Source organism: Mesorhizobium sp. M0910 (genome assembly GCF_040319465.1).
Lineage (GTDB): Bacteria > Pseudomonadota > Alphaproteobacteria > Rhizobiales > Rhizobiaceae > Mesorhizobium.
The window spans coordinates 211,641-236,734 of sequence record NZ_JAMYNZ010000001.1; the positions used below are offsets into that span (position 1 = coordinate 211,641).

General features: G+C 63.4%; 26 protein-coding genes. 15 read left to right on the plus strand and 11 right to left on the minus strand.

Features of this window, described 5'->3' with window-relative positions:
• Positions 1–141 precede the first annotated feature (141 nt).
• From NKH78_RS01065 to NKH78_RS01075, 3 genes are all read left to right on the plus strand, one after another.
• The gene (locus NKH78_RS01065; RefSeq protein ID WP_352881613.1) at positions 142–1,008 is read left to right on the plus strand and encodes an alpha/beta fold hydrolase; all 867 of its coding nucleotides are present in this window, start codon (positions 142–144) and stop codon (positions 1,006–1,008) included.
• A 163-nt stretch (positions 1,009–1,171) separates the two neighbouring features.
• Complete coding sequence (locus NKH78_RS01070) at positions 1,172–3,223, plus strand: elongation factor G (protein ID WP_352740173.1); 2,052 nt, start codon at positions 1,172–1,174, stop codon at positions 3,221–3,223.
• Positions 3,224–4,063: 840 nt separating this feature from the next.
• Complete coding sequence (locus NKH78_RS01075; protein ID WP_352740171.1) at positions 4,064–4,561, plus strand: methyltransferase family protein; 498 nt, start codon at positions 4,064–4,066, stop codon at positions 4,559–4,561.
• Between the two features lie 255 nt (positions 4,562–4,816).
• Here NKH78_RS01075 and NKH78_RS01080 read toward each other — a convergent pair whose 3' ends face one another.
• A complete protein-coding gene (locus NKH78_RS01080; protein WP_023719100.1) occupies positions 4,817–5,713 on the minus strand; it encodes a LysR family transcriptional regulator in 897 nt (298 codons plus the stop codon).
• Between the two features lie 97 nt (positions 5,714–5,810).
• Complete coding sequence (trxB, locus tag NKH78_RS01085; RefSeq protein ID WP_254819256.1) at positions 5,811–6,785, minus strand: thioredoxin-disulfide reductase; 975 nt, start codon at positions 6,783–6,785, stop codon at positions 5,811–5,813.
• Positions 6,786–7,039: 254 nt separating this feature from the next.
• On the opposite strand from trxB, the gene NKH78_RS01090 reads away from it, so the two are divergent.
• Complete coding sequence (locus NKH78_RS01090; RefSeq protein ID WP_023678347.1) at positions 7,040–7,516, plus strand: Lrp/AsnC family transcriptional regulator; 477 nt, start codon at positions 7,040–7,042, stop codon at positions 7,514–7,516.
• A 264-nt stretch (positions 7,517–7,780) separates the two neighbouring features.
• On the opposite strand, the gene NKH78_RS01095 is transcribed toward NKH78_RS01090, so the two are convergent.
• The 3 genes from NKH78_RS01095 to NKH78_RS01105 all read right to left on the minus strand — a co-directional run bounded on the left by NKH78_RS01095 (position 7,781) and on the right by NKH78_RS01105 (position 10,614).
• Entirely contained in the window at positions 7,781–8,356 is a 576-nt protein-coding gene (locus tag NKH78_RS01095; protein ID WP_352477858.1) for a D-sedoheptulose-7-phosphate isomerase, read from the minus strand.
• Between the two features lie 7 nt (positions 8,357–8,363).
• Positions 8,364–9,842: a D-glycero-beta-D-manno-heptose-7-phosphate kinase gene (gene rfaE1 / locus NKH78_RS01100; RefSeq protein ID WP_352740169.1), complete on the minus strand. Its 1,479-nt coding sequence runs from the start codon at positions 9,840–9,842 to the stop codon at positions 8,364–8,366.
• 139 nt (positions 9,843–9,981) lie between these two features.
• Entirely contained in the window at positions 9,982–10,614 is a 633-nt protein-coding gene (locus NKH78_RS01105) for a LysE family translocator (RefSeq protein ID WP_352687813.1), read from the minus strand.
• Between the two features lie 168 nt (positions 10,615–10,782).
• Here NKH78_RS01105 and rfaD point away from each other — a divergent pair, with 168 nt between their 5' ends.
• From rfaD to waaC, 3 genes are read left to right on the plus strand one after another with little or no spacing between them, the layout of a single operon-like run.
• Positions 10,783–11,733, plus strand: a complete 951-nt coding sequence (gene rfaD / locus NKH78_RS01110) for an ADP-glyceromanno-heptose 6-epimerase (RefSeq protein ID WP_352740167.1) — start codon at positions 10,783–10,785, stop codon at positions 11,731–11,733.
• Positions 11,706–12,713: a lipopolysaccharide heptosyltransferase II gene (gene waaF, locus NKH78_RS01115; RefSeq protein WP_254819251.1), complete on the plus strand. Its 1,008-nt coding sequence runs from the start codon at positions 11,706–11,708 to the stop codon at positions 12,711–12,713. Before rfaD ends, waaF begins: the two co-directional genes overlap by 28 nt.
• Positions 12,710–13,687, plus strand: a complete 978-nt coding sequence (gene waaC, locus NKH78_RS01120) for a lipopolysaccharide heptosyltransferase I (RefSeq protein ID WP_352740164.1) — start codon at positions 12,710–12,712, stop codon at positions 13,685–13,687. The genes waaF and waaC overlap by 4 nt, the downstream gene beginning before the upstream one ends.
• A gap of 138 nt (positions 13,688–13,825) precedes the next feature.
• Here the strand turns inward: waaC and greA are convergent, their stop codons facing one another.
• The gene (gene greA, locus NKH78_RS01125; RefSeq protein WP_023719113.1) at positions 13,826–14,299 is read right to left on the minus strand and encodes a transcription elongation factor GreA; all 474 of its coding nucleotides are present in this window, start codon (positions 14,297–14,299) and stop codon (positions 13,826–13,828) included.
• Between the two features lie 316 nt (positions 14,300–14,615).
• Entirely contained in the window at positions 14,616–15,155 is a 540-nt protein-coding gene (locus tag NKH78_RS01130; protein ID WP_352740162.1) for a tetratricopeptide repeat protein, read from the minus strand.
• Between the two features lie 235 nt (positions 15,156–15,390).
• Here NKH78_RS01130 and NKH78_RS01135 point away from each other — a divergent pair, with 235 nt between their 5' ends.
• The 3 genes from NKH78_RS01135 to NKH78_RS01145 all read left to right on the plus strand — a co-directional run bounded on the left by NKH78_RS01135 (position 15,391) and on the right by NKH78_RS01145 (position 17,812).
• Positions 15,391–15,816, plus strand: a complete 426-nt coding sequence (locus NKH78_RS01135; protein WP_254819248.1) for a DUF3775 domain-containing protein — start codon at positions 15,391–15,393, stop codon at positions 15,814–15,816.
• Positions 15,817–15,892: 76 nt separating this feature from the next.
• The gene (locus tag NKH78_RS32565) at positions 15,893–16,858 is read left to right on the plus strand and encodes an extensin-like domain-containing protein (RefSeq protein WP_502899772.1); all 966 of its coding nucleotides are present in this window, start codon (positions 15,893–15,895) and stop codon (positions 16,856–16,858) included.
• A gap of 114 nt (positions 16,859–16,972) precedes the next feature.
• Positions 16,973–17,812 carry an extensin-like domain-containing protein gene (locus NKH78_RS01145; RefSeq protein WP_352740158.1) on the plus strand — a complete coding sequence of 280 codons (840 nt, stop codon included), beginning with the start codon at positions 16,973–16,975 and terminating at the stop codon, positions 17,810–17,812.
• Positions 17,813–17,960: 148 nt separating this feature from the next.
• Here NKH78_RS01145 and NKH78_RS01150 read toward each other — a convergent pair whose 3' ends face one another.
• Positions 17,961–18,242 (minus strand): hypothetical protein, encoded by a 282-nt coding sequence (locus tag NKH78_RS01150; RefSeq protein WP_352777037.1) that lies wholly within the window; start codon positions 18,240–18,242, stop codon positions 17,961–17,963.
• Positions 18,243–18,365: 123 nt separating this feature from the next.
• Between NKH78_RS01150 and NKH78_RS01155 the strand changes: the two genes are divergently transcribed.
• Positions 18,366–19,073: an LssY C-terminal domain-containing protein gene (locus NKH78_RS01155; protein ID WP_352777035.1), complete on the plus strand. Its 708-nt coding sequence runs from the start codon at positions 18,366–18,368 to the stop codon at positions 19,071–19,073.
• Positions 19,074–19,115: 42 nt separating this feature from the next.
• Here NKH78_RS01155 and NKH78_RS01160 read toward each other — a convergent pair whose 3' ends face one another.
• Positions 19,116–20,135, minus strand: coding sequence for a zinc-dependent alcohol dehydrogenase family protein (locus NKH78_RS01160; protein WP_352506720.1), 1,020 nt, complete (start codon positions 20,133–20,135; stop codon positions 19,116–19,118).
• Between the two features lie 126 nt (positions 20,136–20,261).
• Between NKH78_RS01160 and NKH78_RS01165 the strand changes: the two genes are divergently transcribed.
• From NKH78_RS01165 to NKH78_RS01175, 3 genes are all read left to right on the plus strand, one after another.
• On the plus strand, positions 20,262–21,203 hold the full coding sequence (locus tag NKH78_RS01165) for a LysR family transcriptional regulator (RefSeq protein ID WP_352704158.1): 942 nt from the start codon (positions 20,262–20,264) through the stop codon (positions 21,201–21,203).
• A 59-nt stretch (positions 21,204–21,262) separates the two neighbouring features.
• Positions 21,263–22,573, plus strand: coding sequence for a hemolysin family protein (locus NKH78_RS01170; protein ID WP_352777033.1), 1,311 nt, complete (start codon positions 21,263–21,265; stop codon positions 22,571–22,573).
• 77 nt (positions 22,574–22,650) lie between these two features.
• Positions 22,651–23,388: a class I SAM-dependent DNA methyltransferase gene (locus NKH78_RS01175; RefSeq protein ID WP_352684361.1), complete on the plus strand. Its 738-nt coding sequence runs from the start codon at positions 22,651–22,653 to the stop codon at positions 23,386–23,388.
• A gap of 118 nt (positions 23,389–23,506) precedes the next feature.
• On the opposite strand, the gene arr is transcribed toward NKH78_RS01175, so the two are convergent.
• Positions 23,507–23,914: an NAD(+)--rifampin ADP-ribosyltransferase gene (gene arr / locus NKH78_RS01180; protein ID WP_352506717.1), complete on the minus strand. Its 408-nt coding sequence runs from the start codon at positions 23,912–23,914 to the stop codon at positions 23,507–23,509.
• Between the two features lie 190 nt (positions 23,915–24,104).
• On the opposite strand from arr, the gene NKH78_RS01185 reads away from it, so the two are divergent.
• Entirely contained in the window at positions 24,105–24,398 is a 294-nt protein-coding gene (locus NKH78_RS01185; RefSeq protein WP_352704151.1) for a hypothetical protein, read from the plus strand.
• Between the two features lie 52 nt (positions 24,399–24,450).
• On the opposite strand, the gene NKH78_RS01190 is transcribed toward NKH78_RS01185, so the two are convergent.
• The gene (locus tag NKH78_RS01190) at positions 24,451–24,741 is read right to left on the minus strand and encodes a hypothetical protein (RefSeq protein WP_352506715.1); all 291 of its coding nucleotides are present in this window, start codon (positions 24,739–24,741) and stop codon (positions 24,451–24,453) included.
• Between the last annotated feature and the right edge of the window lie 353 nt (positions 24,742–25,094).

Here is a 25,094-nt window from a genome sequence, read left to right on the forward strand (position 1 = left end):
GGCTCCGGGGGTTAGCTGTGGTGGATTCGGCCATCATAGCCGGCAGAAACCGAGAAATCATTTCTTAACCACCGTTCTAAACAACATGGTGACCTCAGCATGCGATGTTGACCTCGAGACAATTCGAAGGTCCAACCGGATATGGCCGTTTCCCACCGCACGATCCGCACGCCGCAAGCGGATTTGCGCCTCAGCCAGTCGTCGGGACCCGGCATCCCGCTTGTCCTGATCCACGGCTCGGGCAGTTCGCGCACCGTATTCGCCCGCCAGTTCGACAGCCCGTTGGCCGCCGCCCATCGGCTGATTGCTTTCGACCTGCCCGGCCATGGCGAATCGTCGGACGCCCGCGATCCGGCGACGGACTATACCATCGCCGGCCTTGCCCAATCGGCGGCTCAGCTCCTCGATGCCTTGGGCATCGGTCGCGCCGTTGTCTTCGGCTGGTCTCTTGGCGGGCACGTGGCAATCGAGCTCGCGAGTTTTCACCGCGCCGTCGGCGGGCTGATGCTGACCGGCGCGCCGCCGGTATCGAAGGGCCCTTTCGGCATGCTGCGCGGCTTCCACGCGCATTGGGACATGCTGCTGGCGTCAAAAAAGACGTATTCCGAACGCGATGCCGAGCGCTTCGAAACGCTCTGCTTCGGCGATACCGCCGACCCGTCCTTTCGCAAAACCATCCTGCGCACCGACGGCCGGCTGCGCGCCGCGGTGACGCGCGGCATGCTCACCGGCAAGGGCGCCGACCAGAGACAAGTGGTCGAGCAAGCCGCGTTTCCGGTCGCTATCGTCAATGGCGAGAACGATCCGTTCGTCCGGCTCGGTTATTTTGAAACGCTCGCCTGCGGCTCGCTGTGGGAGCATTGCCACATCATTCCCGGTGCCGGGCATGCGCCTTTTTGGGAGCGTGCGGACCTGTTCAACCCGTTGCTCGCGCGCTTTGCCGAGACGGTGGCAGTACAGCGCGTCGAGGCAACGCCACTGGCGTCGCGCCGAACCGGCACCGGCTGAACCGGCCCCAACTTCAAATCCCTTCAACCTCAAATCCCTTGCCCTCCCGGCCTGCCCGTGGGACGATGCCCTTTGGGTAGGTGGCAAATTGAAAAAAGCCTCGCCCGCGACGGCCGACAGGCCGGCCGCCGCTCACAGGGAAACGCCTGAGTGGAGGTCAGCCATGGGTACTCGCGCCGGAGGACGACGCACGGGACCGAAATGCATTGCCATAGTCGGTCCCTTCGCAAGCGGTAAGACGACACTTCTCGAAGCCATACTCGCCCGTACGGGCGCCATTCCCCGCCAGAATCCCGTTTCGTCCGGAAATACCGTTTCCGATCATTCGCCCGAAGCGCGCGCTCACGGCATGAGCGTCGAGGCGACCTTCGCCACCACCGATTTCATGGGCGAGCCGTTCACCTTCGTCGATTGTCCCGGCTCCATCGAATTCTCCTTCGAAGCCGAGCCGGTGCTGGCTGCCTGCGACGTCGCCGTGGTCGTCGCCGAGGCTGACGAGAAGAAGATCCCTGCCCTGCAGCTGATCATGCGCAAGCTCGACGATCTCGGCGTGCCGCGTATGCTGTTCGTGAACAAGGTCGACAAGGCGATATCAGGCGTGCGCGACACGCTGAAGATGCTGCAGCCGGCAAGCTCGGTGCCATTGCTGCTGCGCCAGATCCCGCTGCGCAAGGACGGCGTCGTCATCGGCTCGATCGACCTCGCTCTGGAGCGTGCCTACATCTATCGCGAATATGCCGAGAGCGAGGTCGCCCAGATCCCGAGCGACGACAAGGCGCGCGAGCTCGAGGCGCGCTTTTCCATGCTGGAGACGCTCGCCGACCATGACGACCGCCTGATGGAGCAATTGCTGGATGAGATCGAACCGCCAAAGGACGCGATCTTCGATGACCTCGCCGCGGATCTGCGCGACGGCACGGTGACGCCGGTGCTGATCGGCACCGCCGAGAAGGGCAACGGTGTGCTGCGCCTGTTGAAGGCGATCCGTCACGACGCACCCGATATCGCGGCGACGCGCCAGCGTCTCGGCGCTCCCGACGGCAATGCCACCGTGGTCCAGGTGATGAAGACCATCCACACCGCGCATGGCGGCAAGCTGTCGGTCTCGCGCATCCTGTCCGGTCAGGTCGCCGACGCCGCCGAGCTGTTCCTTCCCAGCGGCGAGACGGCAAAGGTCTCCGGCATCTACAAGATGCTCGGCAAGGACCAGGTCAAGCTGACTTCGGCCAAGGCCGGCGACACGGTGGCGCTCGGTAAGCTGGACGCCGTCAGGACCGGCCAGACGCTTAACTCGACCAAGGGCGGCATCAAGCCGCTGGTCACGCTGACCCCGCCGCAACCGGTCTTCGCCTTCGCGCTGCGGCCGAAAGAGCGCAAGGACGAGGTCAAGATGTCGGCGGCCATCCAGCGCCTGGCCGAGGAAGATCCCTCGCTCAGTCTGCATCACAACCAGGATTCAGCCGAAACCGTACTGTCCGGTCATGGCGAGATGCATCTGCGCGTCGTGCGCGAGCGGCTGGAAGGCAAGAACCAGATCCCGGTCGAAGGCCATGTGCCGGCCGTGCCCTATCGCGAGACGATCCGCAAAGCGACGCAGCAGCGCGGCCGCCACAAGAAACAGTCGGGCGGTCACGGCCAGTTCGGCGACGTAGTGCTGGAGATCAAGCCGCTGCCGCGCGGGTCCGGTTTCCAGTTCACCGATACGATCACCGGCGGCGTCGTGCCGAAGACCTATATCCAGTCGGTCGAGACCGGCGTGCGCGATTACCTGAAATCCGGCCCGCTCGGCTTTCCGGTCGTCGATGTTGCCGTCAACCTTTCCGACGGCTCCTACCATGCGGTGGATTCCTCCGACATGGCCTTCCAGATGGCGGCGAAGCTGGCGATGAAGGAAGGCATGGCCGCCTGCTCGCCGGTGCTGCTCGAACCGGTGATGAAGGTCGAGATCGTCACGCCGTCCGATGCGACGTCGAAGATCATCGCGCTGATCCCGCAGCGGCGCGGCCAGATCCTCGGCTACGACGCACGGCCCGACTGGCCGGGATGGGACGTGGTTGAGGCGACCATGCCGCAGGCCGAGATCGGCGACCTCATCATCGAGCTGCGCTCGGCCACGGCTGGTGTCGCCAGCTATCGGGCCGTCTTCGACCACATGGCCGAACTCACCGGGCGGTTGGCCGACGAAGCGCTGAACGCCAACGGCAAGGCCGCCTGAACAGCAGCTTGCGGCGGCCAGAACACAAGGAAGCAAACAAGGAAACGGCGCCCGGATCATTCGGGCGCCGTTTCGTTGCGGACCGACTTCGTGGGAGGCGAAACGGCAGGTCCGCCGCATGCTTGCCGCCGGTGTCTGGCGGCGGAGGATGGTTCGGACGCGGTAGCTGCCTGAGCCCGGGTCGTCCGAGTGATGCCCCCATCCCCCGGACGAGCCACACCGCGTCCTATGCTCTGCTTACCCGATTTGGCGTGCCAACGCATGTTACCCGAGGTTACATGTCACTGTTACGCGCCAGTTCCGGCCGATTTTCCGGCGAAGTGTTGGTTTCGGGCAACAAAAAAGCCGGATCAATGAAGACCCGGCTGAGTTTGATTGGAAGTGCCTGTTAAGGCTAACCTCCAGAGGGGAACACTCGAGAGCGCTAATGGGAGGAGAACGCGCTCAGGAGATGATCTATATATGTGCTCTTCATGCCCAAGAAACAAGCATCTATTTTGCAACACTCACATGCAAAAAGGCGCCGGCTGTGGTCTAATCCGTCCCGAAGCGCAATAGGACCAGTTGAATCGCTGAAATACAGCGTGCGGCAAGGCAAAAATCGATCCGCAGCCGCGAATCAGCAGCGATTCCTGCTCGGAAAGTCGAAAAACGCAGAATGACGTGGAATCGTGCAGCACGCGTTTGTTTTTTCGGCAGCCAGACCTTGCTGGTGCATGCCGCCCAAAAAGCCCGCCATCGAGCTTGACCTGAGGGTGTAGCGGTTTGGGTTACATGCCGGACAAGACCTGAAGCGCTTTGCAGGAGACCGTTCAAGGCCGCACCCGTAAGGAGAGCTATATGCGAGCCACTTCGGCGATCGCCGGCAGCGTCATCTTCCTTGCGGCAGCGCCCGGCGTGGTCGCCGGACTGCTGCCTTGGCTGCTGACCGATCGCTATCGCCTGCCCTGGTCGAGACTGCCCGGTTTCGTTCCTGTGGGCTGGCTGCTGATTGTGGCCGGCACAATCGTGCTGCTGCACGCCTTTGCCCGTTTTGCCCTGGAGGGCCTGGGTACGCCAGCCCCGGTCGCGCCGACCGAGAGGCTGGTCGTCGGCGGCATTTATCGCCATGTCCGCAACCCGATGTACGTCGCCGTGCTGTCGATCGTCCTCGGCCAGGCACTGCTGTTTTCGAGCGGGACGGTCGCCGCCTATCTAGTCATCGCCGCGGCCGCCATGATCTCCTTCGTGAAACTATATGAGGAACCGACGCTTGCCCGCCGCTACGGCGCCGAATACGAAGCCTACCGCCGGGCCGTACCAGGCTGGCTGCCCCGGCTGACGCCTTGGCGCGGCTAATTTCTGGACGCCGACAATTGGCGAAACCGGTGAGACAGCTCCTTCTCCCCGTCACCATACGGGGAGAAGTGCCCGGCAGGGCGATGAGGGGGCATCAGGACTGCCCATCGAAGGGCAAGTGCGACAAAGGCTGGCGCTGCCCCTTATCTGGCTGCCGCCATCTTCTCCACGTATAGTGACGGGAAGAAGGACGAATTCGCCGAAGCCTTCGCCATCGCCCGACGTTGCTCAGAAGTCGACGAGCGGCACTGGTAACTAAAACGACCAGCTGCGCGCCTTGGCGATGATGAAATCGCGGAAGACATGCAGCTTCGCCTGGTTCTTCATCGCGTCGGGATAGGCGAAATAGGTATCGAAGGACGGCACTTCGGTTTCGGGCAACAACTGCACCAGCCCGGAATCCTTGCTGACCACATAATCCGGCAGCATGGCGATGCCGGCGCCGCCCTGCACCGCTCGCTTGATCGACAGGATGTCGTTGATCTGCAGCGTCGGCACCCTTTGCCCACCTTCGAAATCGCCGACCGTCTCCAGCCAGTTCAGTTCCGACAGATGCGCCGGCACCGGCACGCCGAAGGTGACGATGCGATGGGCCTTCAGCTCGGCGATCGAATTCGGCTTGCCGTATTTGTTCACATAGGAGGGCGCCGCGTAGAGATGGAAATGCACGGTGAACAGGCGGCGCTGGATGAGGTCCGGCTGCTGCGGCTGGCGCAGCCTGATGGCGCAGTCGGCCTGGCGCATGGTGAGATCGAGCTCCTCATTGGCCAGGATGAGCTGCAGGCTGACCTCGGGATAGAGCTCGATGAATTCCTGCACGCGCTCGGTCAGCCAGCCGGCGCCGAGGCCGACCGTGGTCGTCACCCTGAGCACGCCGGAGGGCCGGTCCTTGGTTTCGGTCAATCGTGATTTGATGGTTTCGAGCTTCATCAGCACGTCGTGTGCCGTGCGGAACAGCATCTCGCCCTGCTCGGTCAGCACCAGGCCGCGGGCATGGCGATTGAACAGCGGCACGCCGACGTCATGCTCGAGCGCGCTGACCTGCCGCGAGATCGCCGATTGCGACAAATGCAGTGTTTCCGCGGCATGGGTGAACGACCCCGCTTCCGCCGCGGCGTGAAACACGCGTAGCTTGTCCCAATCCAACGCCATGATTTCCCCTCGTCCTGTTTTCTGGCGTCCGCCTGTTTTGGCGTCTGAATGAAAAATCAGGCTTTTGCGCGGCTTGTCTCAGCCGCTTGTTCAACAATCACTCCGCCGCTTCGCGGTGAACCTCGATCCCCGCCAAATATTTTTCCGCCTCGAGCGCGGCCATGCAGCCGAGACCGGCCGCCGTCACCGCCTGGCGGTAGATGTCGTCGGTCACATCGCCGGCGGCGAACACACCCGGCATATCGGTGCGGGTCGAATCCGGCGCCGTCCACAGATAGCCGTTCGGCTTCTGCTTCAGCTTGCCGGCAAACAGCTCGACCGCCGGCGCGTGGCCGATCGCCACGAACACGCCGTCGACCACCAGATGCATCTCCTGCCCGGTCACCACGTTGCGCAGCTTCAGCCCTTCGACCGACGGCGGCAGCGGCGCCTTGCCGGGCCTGCCGGTGATCTCGTCGACCACCGTGTCCCAGATGATGCGGACATTGTCTTTCTGCAGCAGCCGCTCGCGCAGGATGCGCTCGGCGCGGAAATCGCTGCGCCTGTGGATAACGGTGACGCTCTTGGCCAGGTTGGAGAGATAGAGCGCTTCCTCCACAGCCGAATTGCCGCCGCCGATCACCGCGACATCCTTGCCGCGATAGAAGAAGCCGTCGCAGGTGGCGCAGGCGGAGACGCCAAAACCCATGAAGGTCTGTTCGCTCGGAATGCCCAGCCATTTCGCCTGCGCGCCGGTGGCGATGATCAGCGCGTCGGCGGTATAGATCGTGCCGGAATCGCCCTTGGCGCGGAACGGCCGCACGTTCAGGTCGACCTCGGTGATGATGTCGTTGACGATGTCGGTGCCGACATGCTCGGCCTGCCTGAGCATTTCGCTCATCAGCCATGGACCCTGGATCGGTTCGGCGAAGCCCGGATAGTTTTCGACGTCGGTGGTGATCATCAGTTGCCCGCCCTGCTGCAGGCCGGCGACCAGCATTGGCTTGAGCATGGCGCGGGCGGCATAGATTGCCGCCGTATAGCCGGCGGGGCCGGAGCCGATGATGAGAACAGGCGCGTGCTTGGTGATCATGAAAAGCCTCTGCGGGGAGCAGCCATGGATTGTGGCATGAACTCTCGTCGATTGTTGCGCGTAATGTAAGTGTTGCCTGCGACGCCAGCAAGGCAAGTTGCCGTTCGTCCCCGGAAAGCTTCGGCGCCGGCGACGGCGACAAGCAACCGCAGCAAGATGCTGCGAAAATCCTCGATCCAGCGGATGGAATAGACAGCAAAGTCGTTTAACTACAAAGTCGCGAAAGATTCTTTCGCGTCACCACGGAAGCCGCCATGCCGATCAAGGCCGATCTCGATGCCATCGACTGGAAGATCCTGCGCGAGCTTCAGCAGGACGGACGCATGACCAATGTCGAACTGTCGAGCCGCGTCGGCATTTCGGCGCCGCCGTGCCTGCGCCGCGTCCGGCGGCTGGAAGAGGCCGGCATCATCCGCGGCTACCGTGCCCTGCTCAACGCTCCGGCACTCGGCCTCGACGTCGTCGCCTTCTGCCTGATCGGCCTACACCACCAGGCCGACGCCGAGCTCAAGACCTTCGCCGAGCGCACCCGCGGCTGGCCGATCGTGCGCGATGCCTGGATGGTGTCGGGCGAATCCGATTTCCTGCTGCACTGCGTGGCGAGCGATCTCGGCACCTTCCAGACCTTCGTCATCGAGGAACTGGCCTCGGCCCCCAATGTCGATACGGTGCGAACCGCGCTGACCATCCGCCGGGTCAAGGACGAAGGGTTGGTGGCGTTTTCGGCTTGAGACCAGGCAAAGCCCCGGAGAAACAAAACCCGGAAACAAAAAACCCGCCTCGGCGGGCGGATCGTCGGTGGGAATCATCACCGTAGTTGAATTAGTAGCATAGCTGCCGGCACAAAGCAAGAACAAAATGTGGCTATGCGTCAAATAATACAGACTGGCGCTGGCCTCACCTTACCTTCCCCGTGAAGGACGGGGAGAGGGGTCGCCAGCGTTGCGGCTACTTCTCCCCGTTGACAATTGACGGCCTCTACCGGCCTGGCGCAATCACCCTGCGTCGCAGAGGCGCGTTTCGACCAGTTCGCAGAGATGGTGGTAAAGGCACAAATGCCCCTGCTGGATGATCGGCGTCGAGGTCGAGGGTACGTTGAGCAGGATGTCGGAGAGCGGCTTCAGCTTGCCGCCGGTGTCGCCGGTCAGGCTGACCACCGTCATGCCCATCATGCGCGCTTGCTGGGCGGCGGCGAGGATGCTTGGCGAATTGCCGCTGGTCGAGATGGCGAGCAGCACGGCGCCTGCCGAACCATGCGCCTCAACCTGGCGCGCAAACACCGTGTCGAAGCCGTAATCATTGCCCCAGGCGGTCAGCACCGCCGCGTTGGCCGGCAGCGCGATGACGTTATAGGCCTTGCGCTCCCTGAGGAAGCGGCCGACCAGCTCGCCGGCGATATGGATGGCGTCGCTGGCCGAGCCGCCATTGCCTGCGATCAGCAGGGCCTTGCCCTGCGAAAGCGCGGCGACGACGGCGCTGACCGCCCGCTCCATCTCGCTGGTCAGGTCGCGCTCGACCATCGCCGAAATCGCGGCCGCCGAGCGGGCCAGGTAATCGTTCAGTTCGGACATGAAACCCTCAGTTCCCGGCGCGCAATCTGCCGATGGTGCCGGTCGTGCTCTTGCCGGCGACGAGATCGACCAGCACGACGCGCCCGCCGGCCTTCTGCACGACATCGGCGCCAACCACCTGATCGACAGTATAGTCGGCGCCCTTGACCAGTATGTCCGGGCTCAGCGCCTCGATCAGTGAAAGCGGCGTATCCTCCTCGAAGATGACGACGGCGTCGACCGAGGCAAGTGCTGCAAGGACGCAGGCCCTGTCATGCTGGTCGTTGACCGGGCGCCCCGGCCCTTTCAGCCGGCGCACCGAGGCATCGCTGTTGAGACCGAGCACCAGCCGGTCGCACTGGCTGCGCGCCGCATGCAACAGGCTGACATGGCCGGCATGCAGGATATCGAAACAGCCATTGGTGAAGCCGACGCTCAAGCCCTCGTCCTTCCACGCTGCCACCAGCCGCGCCGCGGCCGCGGCATCGAGGATGGCATCCTTGTGGGCGACCGGACCATGCGAGCGAAACAGCGCACCGGTGAGTTCCTCGATCGTCAGCCGCGCGGTGCCGCGTTTGCCGACGACGACGCCGCCGGCGGCGTTGGCGATCGATCCGGCCAAGACACGATCAGCCCCTGCTGCAAGAGCCAGCGCGAAGGTCGCGATTACCGTGTCGCCGGCGCCCGAAACGTCGAACACTTCGCGCGCCTGCGTGGCGATATGGCGGGCGTCGTCCGCACCGACGACGCTCATGCCCTTTTCGCTGCGCGTCGCGACGACGAAATCGAAACCGTGCGCCGAAATCAGCTGGCGCGCCGCCGCCTCGATCTGGTCATCGGCAAACACTGCGTGGCCGACCGCCTCGCCGAGTTCCTTGCGGTTGGGCGTGATTGCCGTCGCGCCGGCATAACGCGCATAGTCGCGGCCCTTCGGGTCGACCAGCACCGGCTTGCCCGCTTGCCGGCAGATCGAGATCAGCTCGCCCGCGACGCCGTCGAGTAGCACGCCCTTGCCATAGTCGGACAGGATGACGATGTCGGCGCGTGCCAGCGCTTCGCGAAAATGCTCGACCAATGTCGCGCGCTCGGCATCGCCCAGCGGCTTGATTTCCTCTTCGTCGAAACGCAGCACCTGCTGGTTGAGCGCGCTGAAGCGGCTTTTGGACGACGTCATGCGATCGGCATCCTGCACCAGCCCGCCGGTGTCGACGCCAAATTCGCCGAGCATGCGCATGAGGTTCTTGCCGGCCTCGTCAACGCCGATCACCGAGACCGGTATGACGGCAGCGCCGAGCGAAACGATGTTGGCCACGACATTACCGGCGCCCCCCATCGCCAGCGTTTCGCCGCGCCCGTGCAGCACGGGGATCGGCGCTTCCGGCGAAATGCGCTCGATCACGCCGTTGACGAAACGGTCGAGGATGAAATCGCCGACCACCAGCACGGTGGCGCTGCCGAAGCGCGAAATGGCGCGGTGAAGAGGTTCGGGAGAGGGCAGCTTGATCATGTCAATGCGTGGGAGAGCCGATTTTCGGTGACGGGGAATTCGATTGGCAGGGCCGGCCGTTCATGGCGATGCCGATATACCGCAATTTCAGCCGACGCAACGGCAGGCCTTCGACCGATGACGGCGGCGAGGCAATGCGTCAGCTTTTCTGCAACGCGACATGCACGCCCAGTCCGACAAGCACCGCACCGCCGGCCCGCCGCATCAGGCGCTGCGCCCGGCTCGACTGCCGCAGCCTGGCGATCACTGCGCCGGCCAGCACCACGCAAACAATGTCGGCCGACGAGAACATCAAATTGACGATCGTTCCAAGCACGACGAACTGCAGCCACACCGGAAACGCCGCCGAGGCATCGATGAACTGCGGCAGGAACGCCATGAAGAAAATCGCCGTCTTGGGGTTGAGCACCTCGACGGCAACGCTCTCGAAAAAGGCGCGGCGGGCGGATTTCGGCTGAATTCCCGGCAAGACAACGTCGCTTTGCGCCTTGGCGCGAAACAGCGAAACACCGAGCCAGATCAGATACAGCGCACCGACCAGCTTGACCGCCATGTAAAGCACCGGCACGGCATGGAACAGCACCGACAGGCCGACAGCGGCGGCGAAGACATGAACGTAGCCGCCAAGATGGATGCCGAGCGCCGCCATCAGGCCCGACCAGCGGCCGCGCGCCATGGTTTGCGCAGCGGCATAGAGCATGGCGGGGCCGGGGATATAGGCGAAGATCGCCGTGGTGGCGAAAAAGGCGACAAGCAGTTCGGTTGACGGCATTACCTTGCTCCTGTCGCCGGTTGGCCGGCAGGCCGACTGAAACGTGACGTTTGCGGCGGCACTGTGGCGCTCATCCAGCCGCCCCGCCACCTGCTTTATCGACAGGCCTGCCGGCCTCCCCTATAAGGGCCGGAATCGGCAAGCAACGGCAAGTCAGGGCGTACTAATATGATCATCGTCACGGGCGGCGCCGGCATGATCGGTTCCAACATCGTCGCCGCGCTCAACGCCGACGGTTTCAGCGACATCCTCGTCGTCGACGACCTCACCGACGGCCACAAGATCGCCAATCTCGCCGACCTCGAGATCGCCGACTATCTCGACAAGGACGACTTTCTGGCGCGGATGGAGGCCGGTGACCTCGGCCGCATCGAGGCGGTTTTCCACCAGGGTGCCTGCTCGACCACCACCGAATGGAACGGCAAGTTCATGATGGAGGTCAACTACACCTATTCGAAGCACCTGCTGCACGCCTGCCTGGCCTTGCGCGTACCCTTCCTCTATGCCTCGTCCGCTTCGGTCTATGGCGGCGGCGCCGAGTTTCGCGAGGAGCCGGAATGCGAGCGGCCGCTGAACGTCTATGCCTATTCGAAAAAGCTGTTCGACGACTATGTCCGCCGCACCGTTTTCGATACCGACCATTCGCCGGTCGCGGGCCTGCGTTATTTCAACGTCTACGGACCGCGCGAGGCACATAAGGGCGCCATGGCCTCTGTCGCCTTGCATTTGTTCAACCAGGTCGAACGCGGCGAAAACCCCAAGCTGTTCGGCGCCTATGGCGGTTTCGGGCCCGGCGAGCAGAGCCGCGACTTCATCCATGTCGGCGATGTCGCCGACGTCAATCTGTGGCTGTGGAAACGCGGTTCTAGCGGCATCTTCAACTGCGGTACCGGCAAGGCCCAGCCGTTTCGCGCCATTGCCGAAACGGTGATCGATACGCTCGGCAAGGGCCAGATCGAATTCATCGAGTTTCCCGACCACCTCAAGGGCAGCTACCAGAGCTTTACGCAAGCTGATATGTCCCGCTTGCGCGCAGCCGGTTACAATGGCCAGTTCCGCACAGTGGAAACCGGCGTCAGAGACTATGTCGAATGGCTGAAAGCCCAACGATCCTCGTGATCGGCCCACGCTGGGTGGGCGACATGGTGATGGCGCAGTGCCTGTTCCAGGCGCTGAGGGAGCTTCATCCGAACGCCGCCATCGACGTGCTGGCGCCGGCGTGGGCAGCACCGCTGGTCAAGCGCATGCCCGAAATCCGCCAGCAGATCGACCTGCCGCTGCCATCCGGCGCGTTCGAATTCCGCGTCCGAAGGCGCTTCGGCCGCCTGCTGCGCGGCCGCTACGACATGGCCTTTGTCCTACCGGGAAGCTGGAAGTCGGCGCTGATCCCGTTCTTTGCCGGCATTCCGCGCCGTGTCGGCCATCTCAAGGAAATGCGCTACGGGCTGCTGACCGACATCGTGCCGTTGCCCGATCGCCTGAAACGGCGCACCGCGCAGGCCTATTTCAGCCTTGCCCGCGGCGGCGCCTTCCAGGCACCGAAGCTCGCTGTCGATCAAGCCAGCCAGGCGGCACTGCTCAGCCGTTTCGGGCTGACGGCGGGGAAATTCGTGGCGCTGATGCCCGGCGCAGAATTCGGCCCGGCCAAGCGCTGGCCAAGCGAACACTATGCCGGCCTTGCCCGCGAGATGATGGCGAAAGGGTTTGGCGTCGCGCTGTTCGGATCGAAGAACGACGCCGAGGTGACGGCTGAAATCGCGGCGCTGGCGCCGGGCGCCTCCGACCTTGCCGGCCAGACGCGGCTGGAGGATGCCATCGACCTGATCGCCGCGGCGAGGTTCGCCGTCTCCAACGACAGCGGGCTGATGCATGTCGCCGCCGCCGTCGGCACGCCGGTCGTCGCCGTCTACGGCTCGACCTCGCCCGACAACACGCCGCCGCTCGCCGAACGCCGCGAACTGGTCTGGCTCGGCCTGTCCTGTTCGCCCTGCCACAAAAAAATCTGCCCACTCGGTCATCTCAACTGCCTGAAGACGCTGGAGGTCGAACGCGTCGTGGCGGCGGCGGAGCGGCTGCTGGAAATGCCGGCCGCCGCATGAAGGTGCTGATCGTCAAGACGTCGTCGATGGGCGACGTCATCCACACCTTTCCCGCAGTGGAGGACGCGCGCCGCGCCCGCCCGGATATTTCCTTCCACTGGTGCGTGGAAGAGGCCTTTGCTGGCATCGTGGCGCTGCACCCGGCGATCGCTTGGATTCAGACGATCGCCATCCGGCGCTGGCGCAAGCAGAACCTGTTCGACGCCGGCATCTGGCGCGAGGCGGCTGGCTTGCGCCGCGCCTTGCGGGTAGGCCATTACGACCTCGTCATCGACGCGCAGGGGCTGCTGAAATCGGCGCTGGTGGCGCGGCTGGCGGCAGCACCAATTGCCGGCTTCGACCGCTCGAGCGCACGCGAACCGTCGGCGACAATGTTCTACGACCGGCGATACTCGGTGCCGCGCGACCTGCACGCCATCGAACGGACGCGGCGGTTGTTCGGGCTGGCGCTAGGTTACCAGCCCGATCTCTCCAACCTCGATTCCGGCATAGTGCCGCCAGCCGACGGCTCGGCCTCGATCGCCGGCCAAACTGCCTTCCTGCTGCACGGCACCAGCCGCGAGGACAAGAAATGGCCGGTTGCGGACTGGATCGAAATCGCCAGGCTTCTCGTGGCACGAGAGATGACCCCGGTCACCACCTGGTCGAACGACCGGGAACAGGCGGTTGCCGAAGCGATCGCCCGCGCCGTTTCGCAAACCGTGGTGGTTCCCAGATCGCCGCTTGCCGAGATCGCCGCCGTCATCGGCGGCTCGACGCTGGTCATCGGTGCCGACACCGGCCTGACCCATCTCGCCAGCGCCTTCGGCGTGCCGACGGTGGCTGTATTCCTGGCGACGGAGCCCGGCCTGACCGGCCCGCGCGGGCCGTTCGCATCGACGCTACTGGCCGCGCCTGGCCGCAGCGTCACGCCGCCGGAGGTGATGGCGGAAGCAGAGAGATTGCTGGCGCTTAAATTACAAGGCTCTGCATAGGACCTTTTCAGAATTCGCTCTGGCGAGTCGAATAGCGTGGTTTTCGAGAACCGGAGCGGAGCGTACTTAAAGTACGTGAGCACCGGAAGGGCAGAAAACCGCGCTAGTCGGCCGCCAGAGTAGAATTATCAAAAGGTTCTAAATGAATTGCACCTGGACGATCTCATAACCCCTGGCGCCGCCCGGTGCGTTGACCTCGATAGCATCGCCCACTTCCTTGCCGATCAGGGCGCGCGCGATCGGCGAGGAGATCGAGATGCGGCCGGACTTCACGTCGGCCTCCTGGTCGCCGACGATCTGGTAGGTCTTTTTCTCCTCGGTATCCTCGTCGACCAGCACCACGGTGGCACCGAACTTGACCTTGTCGCCGCTGAGCTTGGTGACGTCGATCACCTCGGCCCGCGCGATCAGGTCCTCGAGTTCGTTGACCCGGCCCTCATTGAGGCTCTGTGCCTCTTTTGCCGCGTGATATTCGGCATTTTCGGAGAGGTCGCCATGCGAGCGCGCTTCGGAAATCGCCTCGATGATACGCGGCCGCTCCTGTTGCTGGCGCCAGCGCAGTTCTTCCTTCAATGACGCGAACCCCTCGCCTGTCATCGGGACCTTGTTCATAATGCCTGACCTTTCCTGCCGCCGCCCCCGCAATCGGGAGCGACCTTGTCGATGGTACAAAAAGAAAACGGTCCGGCAGCCTCGCTAACGGAACCGTCTCACCACAATCTTTGCAAGATATAGCAATCTTCGCGGGTTTTTCACGTCCAAAAAGTCGGATTTTGAAAAATCATCCACCGATTGCGCGGCTGACCTAACGTCAAGGAGCGCATCACGTGTACCGTGATGCCAAATTCCAGTTCGGAGCAGCATGTGAGCACAGCAAAAAACCGGCTGCGATCGCCGCAGCCGGTATGAGCAGCGTCCGGAGGTCGGATCAGCTCCTCATGAAATGATCGATCTGCTCCGACAGCATGCCGTATTCGCGAGATCCCTTGCCCGTGCGCTTCTCGATTTCGCGGAGCTGCTCCTGGGCGCCGGCAAGATCGCCGATCTGCAGGTGCGCCTCGCCGAGATATTCGCGTACCAGCGTGTAGTTCGGGTCGATGCGCAGCGCTTCCTCGTAATAGCCGAGGCCGACGGTGACGCGGCCGGAATGGCGGTGCGAATAGCCGAGATAGTTGAGGATGCGTGGGTCCTGCTTGTTGGCGGCGAGGCTGAGCACGGCGATCGCCTCGTCATAGCGTCCATCCATCGCCAGCGCGCGACCGGCATCATAGATGCTGTCGTCATCCAGCATACCTTGCTTGGGCGAGACACATTTCTTCTGCTTCTTGTCCCAGGCCTCCCCCTTCTTGCACTGGCTCTGGCCGCCGCCGCCACCACCTCCCCCGCCTTCACCAGCCGAAAACGCCGGAGCCGCAATCAGCGGCAGGGCGGCAATGGCCATGGCGTAAATCAGCAATCGTCTGCGCATTACACTCTCCTTTGAACCTGACAATGCAACACTAACGCCGGGCCAAAGCCGTTTCGTCCCGGAAAATGTCATCCTATCTCAAAACCGCGATCTCTCCCAGCAAGGCCATCTTATTCCGGGAAGAGAGGGCATCATAATCATGGTTCGCGACTAACGCCCACGCGCAAGAGAACGTGACGAGCGCTGCAAATCCGCTATCATCGGGCCGACCGAGCACGAAGCAGGGAGACGGCCGGTGCAGCAACGCGTTGAACGAGACTGGGAGCTTTCGATCGGTCCCGACACCGTGCGCCTGTTCATCCTGAAGGCGAAGGCGCTCAGCGCCGCCGTCAACGAAGACTATGCCGACGGCGCCGAGCACGAGGTAGAGCTCGACGGCAACGCGCACGACAACCACCATCATGACGGCCTTGCCGAGGAAAGCTCCGAAGATCTCACCGAGGAAGAACTGCGCGAGCTGATCGACGATCTCAATGTCGACGAAGCGGCCGAACTGATTGCGTTGGCCTGGGTTGGCCGCGGGGACTATGACGCGACGGAATGGACGGACGCGCTGACCGCCGCCCGCGAGCGCGCCAACAAGCGCACGGCAAAATATCTACTCGGCATGCCGCTGCTGGCGGACTGGCTCGAGGAGGGGCTGGAAGCGATCGGCGCGTAACAGCGCGGTTACCGATTGTGATCGCCAGCCCCCCTCGCCCAAGGCAACTTCGCTGCATTCTGGCCGTTGCGATACAATGGCGGCGTTTGGCTTTTTCAGATTGGGCAGATTGCTGCTGGCCGTTGCGGCTACGCCGCTGGCGGGACCCGTTTCAGCCAAGGCCCCCGAGCTGCCGCCAACCGCACCGGTTCCGCAACTCAACCAGCAAGTCACTCCGCCAGCACCAACCGAGATCCCGGTCCCCGAACCACGCCCCGCTCCGGAGGCTGAGCGGCCCAAAAACGGTCAGCCTCAAAACGATCAGCCCCAAAATGGCCAGTCCAGGACCGAGCAGCCGAGACCGCCGGCGATCGCACCACAGCCGCCTGAAAAGCCGGCGCAGGCCGAGCCGCCGGCAAACTCATCGGTCGCGCCACGAAACCCGGCCGAGGCAGACAAAAAGACGGAGCAAGAAATCCTTCCCGATCCTCGATCGGTCGCCATTGCCGAGAAAGAAATGCCGGCCGAGGAATTGGCCTGCCGCAGGCGGCTGAAATCGATGGGCGTCGATTTCGTGGAGCGCAAGCCCGAGCGCGATGCGGCGGTCGGTTGCTCGATCCCCTACCCGATCGTGCTGAAGACGCTCGGCAAATCCATCGCCATCGGTCCGGAGCCCGAGCTGAATTGCCAGATGGCCGAGGCCGCCGCACGCTTTGCTGCTTCGGTCATCCAGCCTGCTGCAAAGGCGGAGTTTGGCGAGGACCTCAAATCGATTGGCCAGGCCTCCGCCTTTGTCTGCCGGTCGCGCAATGGTGGCGGCAAATTGTCGGAGCACGCCTTCGGCAATGCGCTCGATATCGCCAGCTTCAAGCTTTCGGACGGGAAGGAGATCGATGTCGGCCCGGCGCCGCCGGAAAAGGACGCGAAATTCCTGGACGCAGTGCGCAAGGCAGCCTGCGGGCCGTTCAAGACCGTGCTTGGCCCCGGCAGCGATGCCGATCATTCGCAGCATCTCCATTTCGATCTCGAACCGCGCCGCAATGGCGGCACGTTTTGCCAATGACGCCGGCCGCGATGATGGGCGCCGCAATTTGGCCGCAGACGTGAACGGCGCCGCTGATTTTTCCTTTACTCTTCAGGTTTAGAGTCTGTCCCATCTGGGACAGGAACCCTTCCGATGGCCGGGCTAATTCGCGCTGCGCTTGTCGCTGCGCGGCACACAGGACGCGCGCGCATGGCCGGCAGGCTTGCCGTCGTGCTTGCCATTGCGGCGGTCTCCGCCTGCAACACCGGCAGCGTGCTGTCGCTGCAGCCGGCCGTCGACGTCGGCAGCCAGACCGCTGCCGTTCCGCCCTATTCCGGCCAGCAAGATTCCGGCCCAGAATATTCCGGCATGCAGCGCCTCGTCCCATCCAACCCCTATATGACGGCCGCCTATCCGCGCATGGACAATCCGATGTCGCCGGCCGAACAGATGCCGGCCGCAGAGATCGATTGCCGCAAGGAGCTGAAACGCCTCGGCGTCGTCTACACCGACGTCGCGCCGATCCATGAAGGCCAATGCGGCATCGATTATCCGGTCAGGGTCTCGGCCATCGGCAGCGTCGCGATGAAGCCGGCCGCGACGCTGACTTGCGACATGGCCGCCAGCTTTGCCGGCTGGACCAGGAATGAACTCGTCCCGTCGGCCCGCTGGCGCTATTTTTCAGGCGTCAAGACCATCCACCAGGGCTCGAGCTATTCCTGCCGCAGGATCGCCGGCGAAGGTGTTTTGTCGGAACACGGCAAGGGCAATGCGCTCGACGTGATGAGCATCGAGCTTAACAATGGCGACGACATCGACGTCCGCAAGCCCGGCCTGTTCGCCTTCCGCACGCGCGGCTTCCTCAACAATGTGCGGGCCGATGGCTGCCAGTATTTCACCACCGTGCTCGGCCCCGGCTATAATTACGACCACCGCAACCATTTCCATTTCGACATCAAGAACCGCAAGAACGGCTATCGCGCCTGCCGCTGACCATTCGGGTTTTCAGATGAAATGCGACAAGTCATTTCGTGCAACAGCGCCTGGATCAGCCGCGCTGTGTGTCGCCGGTGAAAGCCATGACGTGCTGCGCCACCAGATCCTGGCCGTGCCACAAGTTTCGTCGCGGATTCCGCTTTCCTCAAGCATGCTGACGGCGCGGAACAGATACTGCGCGGACGAACCCCAATGTCCGGCTGCCCGCGCCAGCGTCTGCGTCCAGATCAGCGAGCCGTAGGCAAAGACCCAGAGCGCTTTGGCGCCGGTATTCCAGAAGCAGCTGCTCGACAAGATCATCGAACTCCGCGTCGCTATGCTCGGTCGTCCCCGGCTCGGGGCCGGGATCCGGCTCGACCCGTTCGACCAGCGCGATAAAGTCGGCGGTCAACGCCATGGCAGTGCCGCGCGCCGGTTTACCCTCCATCACGCCCTCATTCGTGCTAGCCGGTTCTACGCCATTTCATGCTAAAATATGAGGATAGACCGGTTGCGCGCCGCTTGCCAAGGATTTCGACGGCCCGACGGGCCTGCCAGTTCGAGCCAATGCATGAGCCAACGAAGCCTTCGACGACGTGCAACGACCTGGCTGGTGGCATGCTGTGCCGCTTATCTTTCGCTCGCCTATTTCGCCGCGCCTGAGTTCTGGACGTTACGGGACCGCAATTTTCGCAATCAGCAATTCGAGATGGTGACGCACACGCCGCAAGGCATTCCGGGCGATCCGATCAATGTCGGCCTTGTCGGCACCAAGAAGGAGCTTGTCCATGCTTTTGCCGTCGCCGGCTGGGATACGGCAGACGCGGTCTCGCTGAAGACGGCGATCGAGATCGGCGAAAGCGTGCTGTTTGAGCGCCCCTATCCCGACGCGCCGGTCAGCCGGCTGCTGTTCGAAGGCCGCGCCCAGGACCTAGCCTTCGAAAAGCCGGTCGGCGACAGCGCCGACCGGCGCCACCACGTCCGCTTCTGGCAGACCGCTGCGACCGGAGACGACGGCCGGCCGCTTTGGCTTGGCTCGGCAAGCTTTGACCGCGGCGTCGGCCTCAGCCATGACACCGGCGCGATCACTCATCACATCGGCCCCGACATCGACGCCGAGCGCGATGGGCTGATGCACGACCTCTCCGCCGCCGGCATGCTGATCTCGACCAGCGAGATACCAGGCGTCGGCGCCACAAGGACCGGGCGCAACGGCGAAGGCGATCCCTATTTCACCGACGGCAAGGCCATCATCGGCGTACTGCTGCAACTGCCGTAGGCGCGCAATCGGCCCGTCTGACAGCCATTTCGCCCGATGGGCTCAGGGGACGGTGATCACGATCTTGCCGAACGGTCCGGTCTCCAGACGCTCGAATGCCTGCGGCACCTCGTCGAAGCCAAACACCCTGTCGATCACCGGCCTGATCGCGAGCGTCTCGATCGCCTGGTTCATTCGTTCGAAGGCGCGGCGGTGGCCGATCGATATGCCCTGCACGACGATCCGGTTGCGCAGGAACGGAATGATCGGGAAACTGAGCTCCATGCTGCCGAGAAGGCCGATGAGCGACAGCCTGCCGTCGGCGCCCAGCGCATTGAGCGAGCGCCGCGCATTGTCGCCGCCGACCATCTCCAGCACGTGCCTGACGCCGGCGCCGTCTGTCAGCTCGCGGGCGACCTCGTCCCATGCCGGATGGCTGCGATAATTGATCCCCTTCCAGGCGCCGAGCGCTTCTGCCCGCTCGAGCTTCTCGTCGCTGCTCGAGGTGACGATGGCGCGCAGGCCGAAAGCGGCGGCGAACTGCAGCGCAAACAGCGACACGCCGCCGGTGCCTTGGATGAGAACGGTCTCACCCGGGATAGGCTTGGCCGCCTCGACCAGCGCGAACCACGCCGTCAGCGCCGCGATCGGCAGCGTCGATGCCTCGACATCGCTGAGCGACGGCGGCGCCGCCACGGCGGCATCCTCGTGAAAGAGCACATGCTCGGACAGCATGCCGGGCAGTGACGAACCAAGCGTATGCTTGTGCAGCACCGGCGGGGCGTTGCCGTCCGGCCAGTCGGCGATCACCTGACCGAGCACGCGCTGCCCGATGCCGAAGCGGCTGACTTCGCTGCCGGTGGCGACAACTTCGCCAACCGCGTCCGATGTCGGCACGAACGGCAAGCTGAGGTCCGGTATCAGCACGCCATCGACGATCATCCTGTCCTTGTAATTCAGCGATACCGCTGTGACGCGTACCAGAAGATCATGCGGCCCGGGTCGGGGCAGCTTTCCCTCGGCCGGTTTCAAACTGGACAGGCCGAAACCGGTCATCTGCCAGGATCTGTTTTGGGTGCTCATTTGGTTCGCGCTCCGTGGTTGATGGTGCGCGAGACATTTATGCCGTTTCACTATGGAGAAAAGTGCTTCCATGTGGCATGTTATGCAACAGATTAAGGAGCAAAACTCTACAATAGGAGCGCTTCATTGGAATCGGCCGATTTGCAAGGCATCGTCGCATTCGTTCACGCGGTGGAGGCCGGCAGCTTCACCGGCGCCGGCGCGCGGCTGCATGTCACGAAATCGGCGGTCGGCAAGTCGATCGCGCAGCTGGAACAGCGATTGGGCGTTCGCCTGCTCAACCGCACCACCCGCAGCCTGAGCCCGACCAGTGAGGGCCTGAGCTATTACGAAGCCTGCGTCAGGGCACTGGCCGAGATCGAAGCCGCGCAGTCACTGCTGGCTTCGCGCAAGCAGGTGCCTTCCGGGCGGCTGCGCGTCGACCTGCCTTTGGCCTTCGGCCGGCGGTGCGTCGCCCCGGTTCTGTTCGACATTTCCAAAAAATTCCCGGACCTGACGATGGAAATCTCGTTCAACGACCGGCGCGTCGACCTGATCGAGGAAGGCATCGACCTGGCGGTGCGTATGGGCGACCTCGACGACAGCTTGTCGATCGCCGCGCGCCGCATCTATGCCCAACGTTCGGCCATCTGCGCCGCCCCCGCCTATCTCGACGCCCATGGCAGGCCGCTATCGATCGAGGACCTGGCCAGGCACAGCCTCATCGGCTACGGCCGCGACGGCACGGTCCACCCCTGGACCGTCAGGCATGTCGACGGCCGTCTCGAAAAATTCGCGCCCAAGGCGCGGCTGGTGCTCGGCCACGGCGAACCGATGCTCGATGCGGTACTGGCCGGCTGCGGCATCGTCTATCTGCCGACATGGCTGACGGCCGACAGCATCAGGCGCGGCGAGCTCGAAATGGTTCTGTCGGACTGTCTTGTCGAAAACACCGTGGTGCATGCCATCTGGCCGGTAACACGCAATCTCGCGCCAAAGGTGCGCGTCGTCGTCGACGCCCTGATCGAGCATTTTTCCGCGCCGCCCTGGGATGCGGCATGGATGCCGCCTGATTGCCCGGCTCGCTAAATTTAAAAAGCGCGACCGTCCTATTTTCGAAAACCGCGCGGCAATGCTATGGACCCGGCATGCTTTATGCTGAAATTGCCATCGTGGTCGTCCTCATCTGCGTGAACGGCCTTCTGTCGATGTCCGAACTCGCCATCGTCTCGTCGCGGCCGGCGCGCCTCAAGACGATGATCGACCGCAACGTCAAGGGCGCCGGCCGGGCCCTGGCGCTCGGCGCCAATCCGGGAAAATTCCTGTCCTCGGTGCAGATCGGCATCACTTTGGTCGGCGTCTTGTCCGGTGCCTTTTCCGGCGCCACGCTCGGCGAGCGGCTGGCCACCTCCCTGGCGTCGGCCGGCATCCGCGAAAGCCTCGCCGATCCGCTCGGCGTCGGCATCGTCGTCGCCCTCATCACCTATGGCTCGCTGATCATCGGCGAACTGGTGCCCAAGCAGATCGCATTGCGCGACCCCGAACGGGTAGCCGTCAGGGTCGCCCCGGCAATGACCATCCTCGCCAGCGTCTCGGCGCCGCTGGTCTTCCTGCTCGATTTTTCCGGCCGCGCCCTCCTGTGGCTGCTTGGCCAGCGCGGCCAGAGCGAGGACAAGGTCACCGACGAGGAGATCAAGATGCTGGTCGCCGAAGCCGAGCACCACGGCACCATCGAATCCGACGAACGGCGGATGATCGCCGGCGTCATGCGGCTCGGCGACCGTGCCGTGCGCGCGGTGATGACGCCGCGCACCGAGGTCGACTGGATCAATCTGCAATCCGACGAGGCGGCCATCAGAAAGCTGCTGATGGACACCCAGCATTCGCGCCTGCCGGCCGGCGACGGCGGCGTCGACGCCATGATCGGCGTCGTCCAGACCCGCGACGTGCTGGCGGCGATGCTCGGCGGCCGCGCTCTCGACCCGCGCCGGCACGTGCGCACGGCCCCAATCGTGCATGACCAGGCCGATGCGCTGGACGTGCTTGCGACGCTGAAGGAATCCGACGTGCCGATGGCGCTGGTACATGACGAATACGGCCATTTCGAAGGCATCGTCACCCCGGCCGACATACTGGAAGCGATTACCGGCGTCTTCCGTTCGGATCTCGATGCCGGCGAAGAGGAAAACGCCGTCAAGCGCGAGGACGGCTCATGGCTGCTTGCCGGCTACATGCAGGCCGACGAGATGGCGGAGGTCCTCGGCATCGACCTGCCCGAGAACCGCGACTACGAAACCGTCGCCGGCTATGTGCTGTCGCATTTGCACCATCTGCCGGCGACCGGCGAATGTGTCGACGCGCAAGGCTGGCGCTTCGAGGTCGTCGACCTCGACGGCCGCCGCATCGACAAGCTCATCGCCACCCGCCTGCCCGGCCGCCACCGCGAGGTCGTGCGGTAAACGATCGACGCGACTTATGGGCTATATGCTCGCGGCGACACCGCTCGCACAGTCAAAGTTGATTGGGAATACCGCCTATGGTCGACCACCTTTTCGCCGACCCATATCTCGCTGCCGTCTACGATGCCTGGCACCCGAGATCTGCGCGCGACGACTATGATTTCTACCTGCCCCGCATTCTAACAGCAGACGCGGTGCTTGATGTCGGATGTGGAACGGGCACCCTCCTTCACGAGGCACGCCTGGCCGGACATTCAGGGCGGCTCTGCGGCATCGACCCGGCACCCGGCGTGTTGAATCGCGCACGAACACGCGCGGATATCGAATGGGTTCTCGGCGATCTCCAATCGGCCGGCTGGACAGCTGAGTTTGATCTCATTGTGATGACGGGGCACGCATTCCAGGCCCTTGTCAGCGACGAAGACCTGAGGGATTTCATGGCGGCTGTCCGACACGCCCTTGTGCCAGGCGGATGCTTCGCGTTCGAAACGCGGAACCCTTCGGTGCGGGCGTGGGAGCACTGGACACCCGAAAATGCGGTCGTCGTTGAGCTGCCTGACGGGTCGCTGGTGCAGATCACAACAGAGGTGATCATGCCGTTCGATGGACAGACGGTGACATTCACCCACAGGTTCGGCGGAAAGCATCCGAGCCTTCCGCAAGTTAGTCGCAGCACCTTGCGATTCCTCGAGACGGACGCCTTATCGAGCCTGCTGGGGAACGCGGGGCTACGGATCGAACAGCAATTCGGCGGCTTTGACGGCAGCCCACTTGGCCCTTCGAGCCCAGAGATCATCACGTTCGCGACGAGATGAAAAGGAGCATCCGCTCTCCAGCCCTGCAAGCAACGACAACTCGCGGACCCATTGCGGACGTGGAGCCGTATTTCGCGGGGACTGCTGCCGACCGTAGGCTAGGGCCAAACTTGGCAATTCAATCGATCGCCTCGATGCCTTGTGCCTTCAGCCGTTCGAGATGGTCCTTCATCTCTTTCAGCCGCTCGGGGGAGTGGCCCTGCCATTCGGTGACCTCGCCCGTGATCCTGAGCGGCTCGCGGCAGCGATAGGACTGCGTCGGATTGCCGAGAAATTTCTTGTCCGTAAGATTGGGGTCGTCCATGACCGGGCCGGTTGGTTCCACGATGTAGATCCTTTCGCGTCCGTCACCGGCGGCCAGTTCTGCACCCCAGATAGCGGCATCCAGAGTGCCGGTTAGATAGACCCAGGCTGCCTGCTTTCGCGCCCCGTAATTGGAGCTGTAACCGGCTTCGATCAGGTCTCCCGGTTTAAGGTCGGCCCGGGTGCCGTGGTAGAATTGGCGCGGCTTGTCGGGGGCTGTCATCGGCTCATCCTCGCTGTCTCAGGCGTCATGGTGTTGTGGTGCGCACTATTTCATGCACGTCATCGAATCAACCGTCTGGCCGTTCGGTTATCGGACGTCCCCCCATTCCGGTCGTCCCGCCCAAAGCACGCTTCCGGTCGGCTGCCGGTGCGGGTATTATCGGCGCCCTGAACGTCGCTATGGTGGAAAAATGGATCTGCAAACCTTCAGGGATTCGATTGCAAAACCACAGCCGCCAGCCGGCTTGAGCCCTGCCCTGCAGGCGTTGTGGTGGGATGCAAAGGGCGATTGGACTAAGGCGCACGAGTGCGCGCAGCAGCGCGACAATACGGCGGGCATGCACGTGCATGCCTATCTCCACCGCAAGGAAGGCGACCAGTCGAATGCGGAATATTGGTATCGCCGCAGCAACGCGGCGCCGTCGACCTTAACGCTTGACGAGGAATGGCAAGAGTTGGCACGTACACTTTTGCAGCAAAGCTGACGCTTGCTCAGTCATCGTAAAATGGCCGGTCCTGCATCCACTCTCCGGGGTTTCAGCTGGCGCCCTGTGGCTTGTCCCTGCCGTTCCATTCCGCATTGCGCGCCTGCGCCTCTTCGGCGATCAGCTTGAACTCCCGCATCTTCGTAGCTTCGATGGCAAATGCGCGGCTTGGCAGGACGCCAGGGTCCTCCTGACTGTTCTGAAACTGAAAACGGGCCTCCAGTTCGGCCCATATTCGCTCGGGTGCCGTATCCTTGCTGGCAAGCAGCGCAACGACCAGCGCCAGAGTCTCGCGCTGGGCGTTCAGCCGCCCTTCGATCTCTTCATTCGGCAATTCGGACATGCGGGTCGCTTCCGGTTTCTGGCTCAACGGCAAAATCGCACCCTTGTTCCGGAATTCGGGGCTGGCGCGGTCCGGCTGGGCAGCAAATGCTCGCAATCGCAATCGAGATGATCTCTCCTCCTCGATCCTGTTGACTCGGGCCGATGGCACTTTTCGCGCCGCTTGCGTCCAGCCTCTTCGAATGCAGCATGCGGACAAATCTTGAGAGCCTGAGCGAATTCTGCCCCGCAACGATCAAAGCCTGTCATCGAGAACGACCATAGGCTGCTGCGAGCACCGGAACAGCTGCGAAGCCTTGGCGTTGTTGGCATCTCGGATCTCGAGCGGACGCTATGAAACCTTCTGATTTTTAA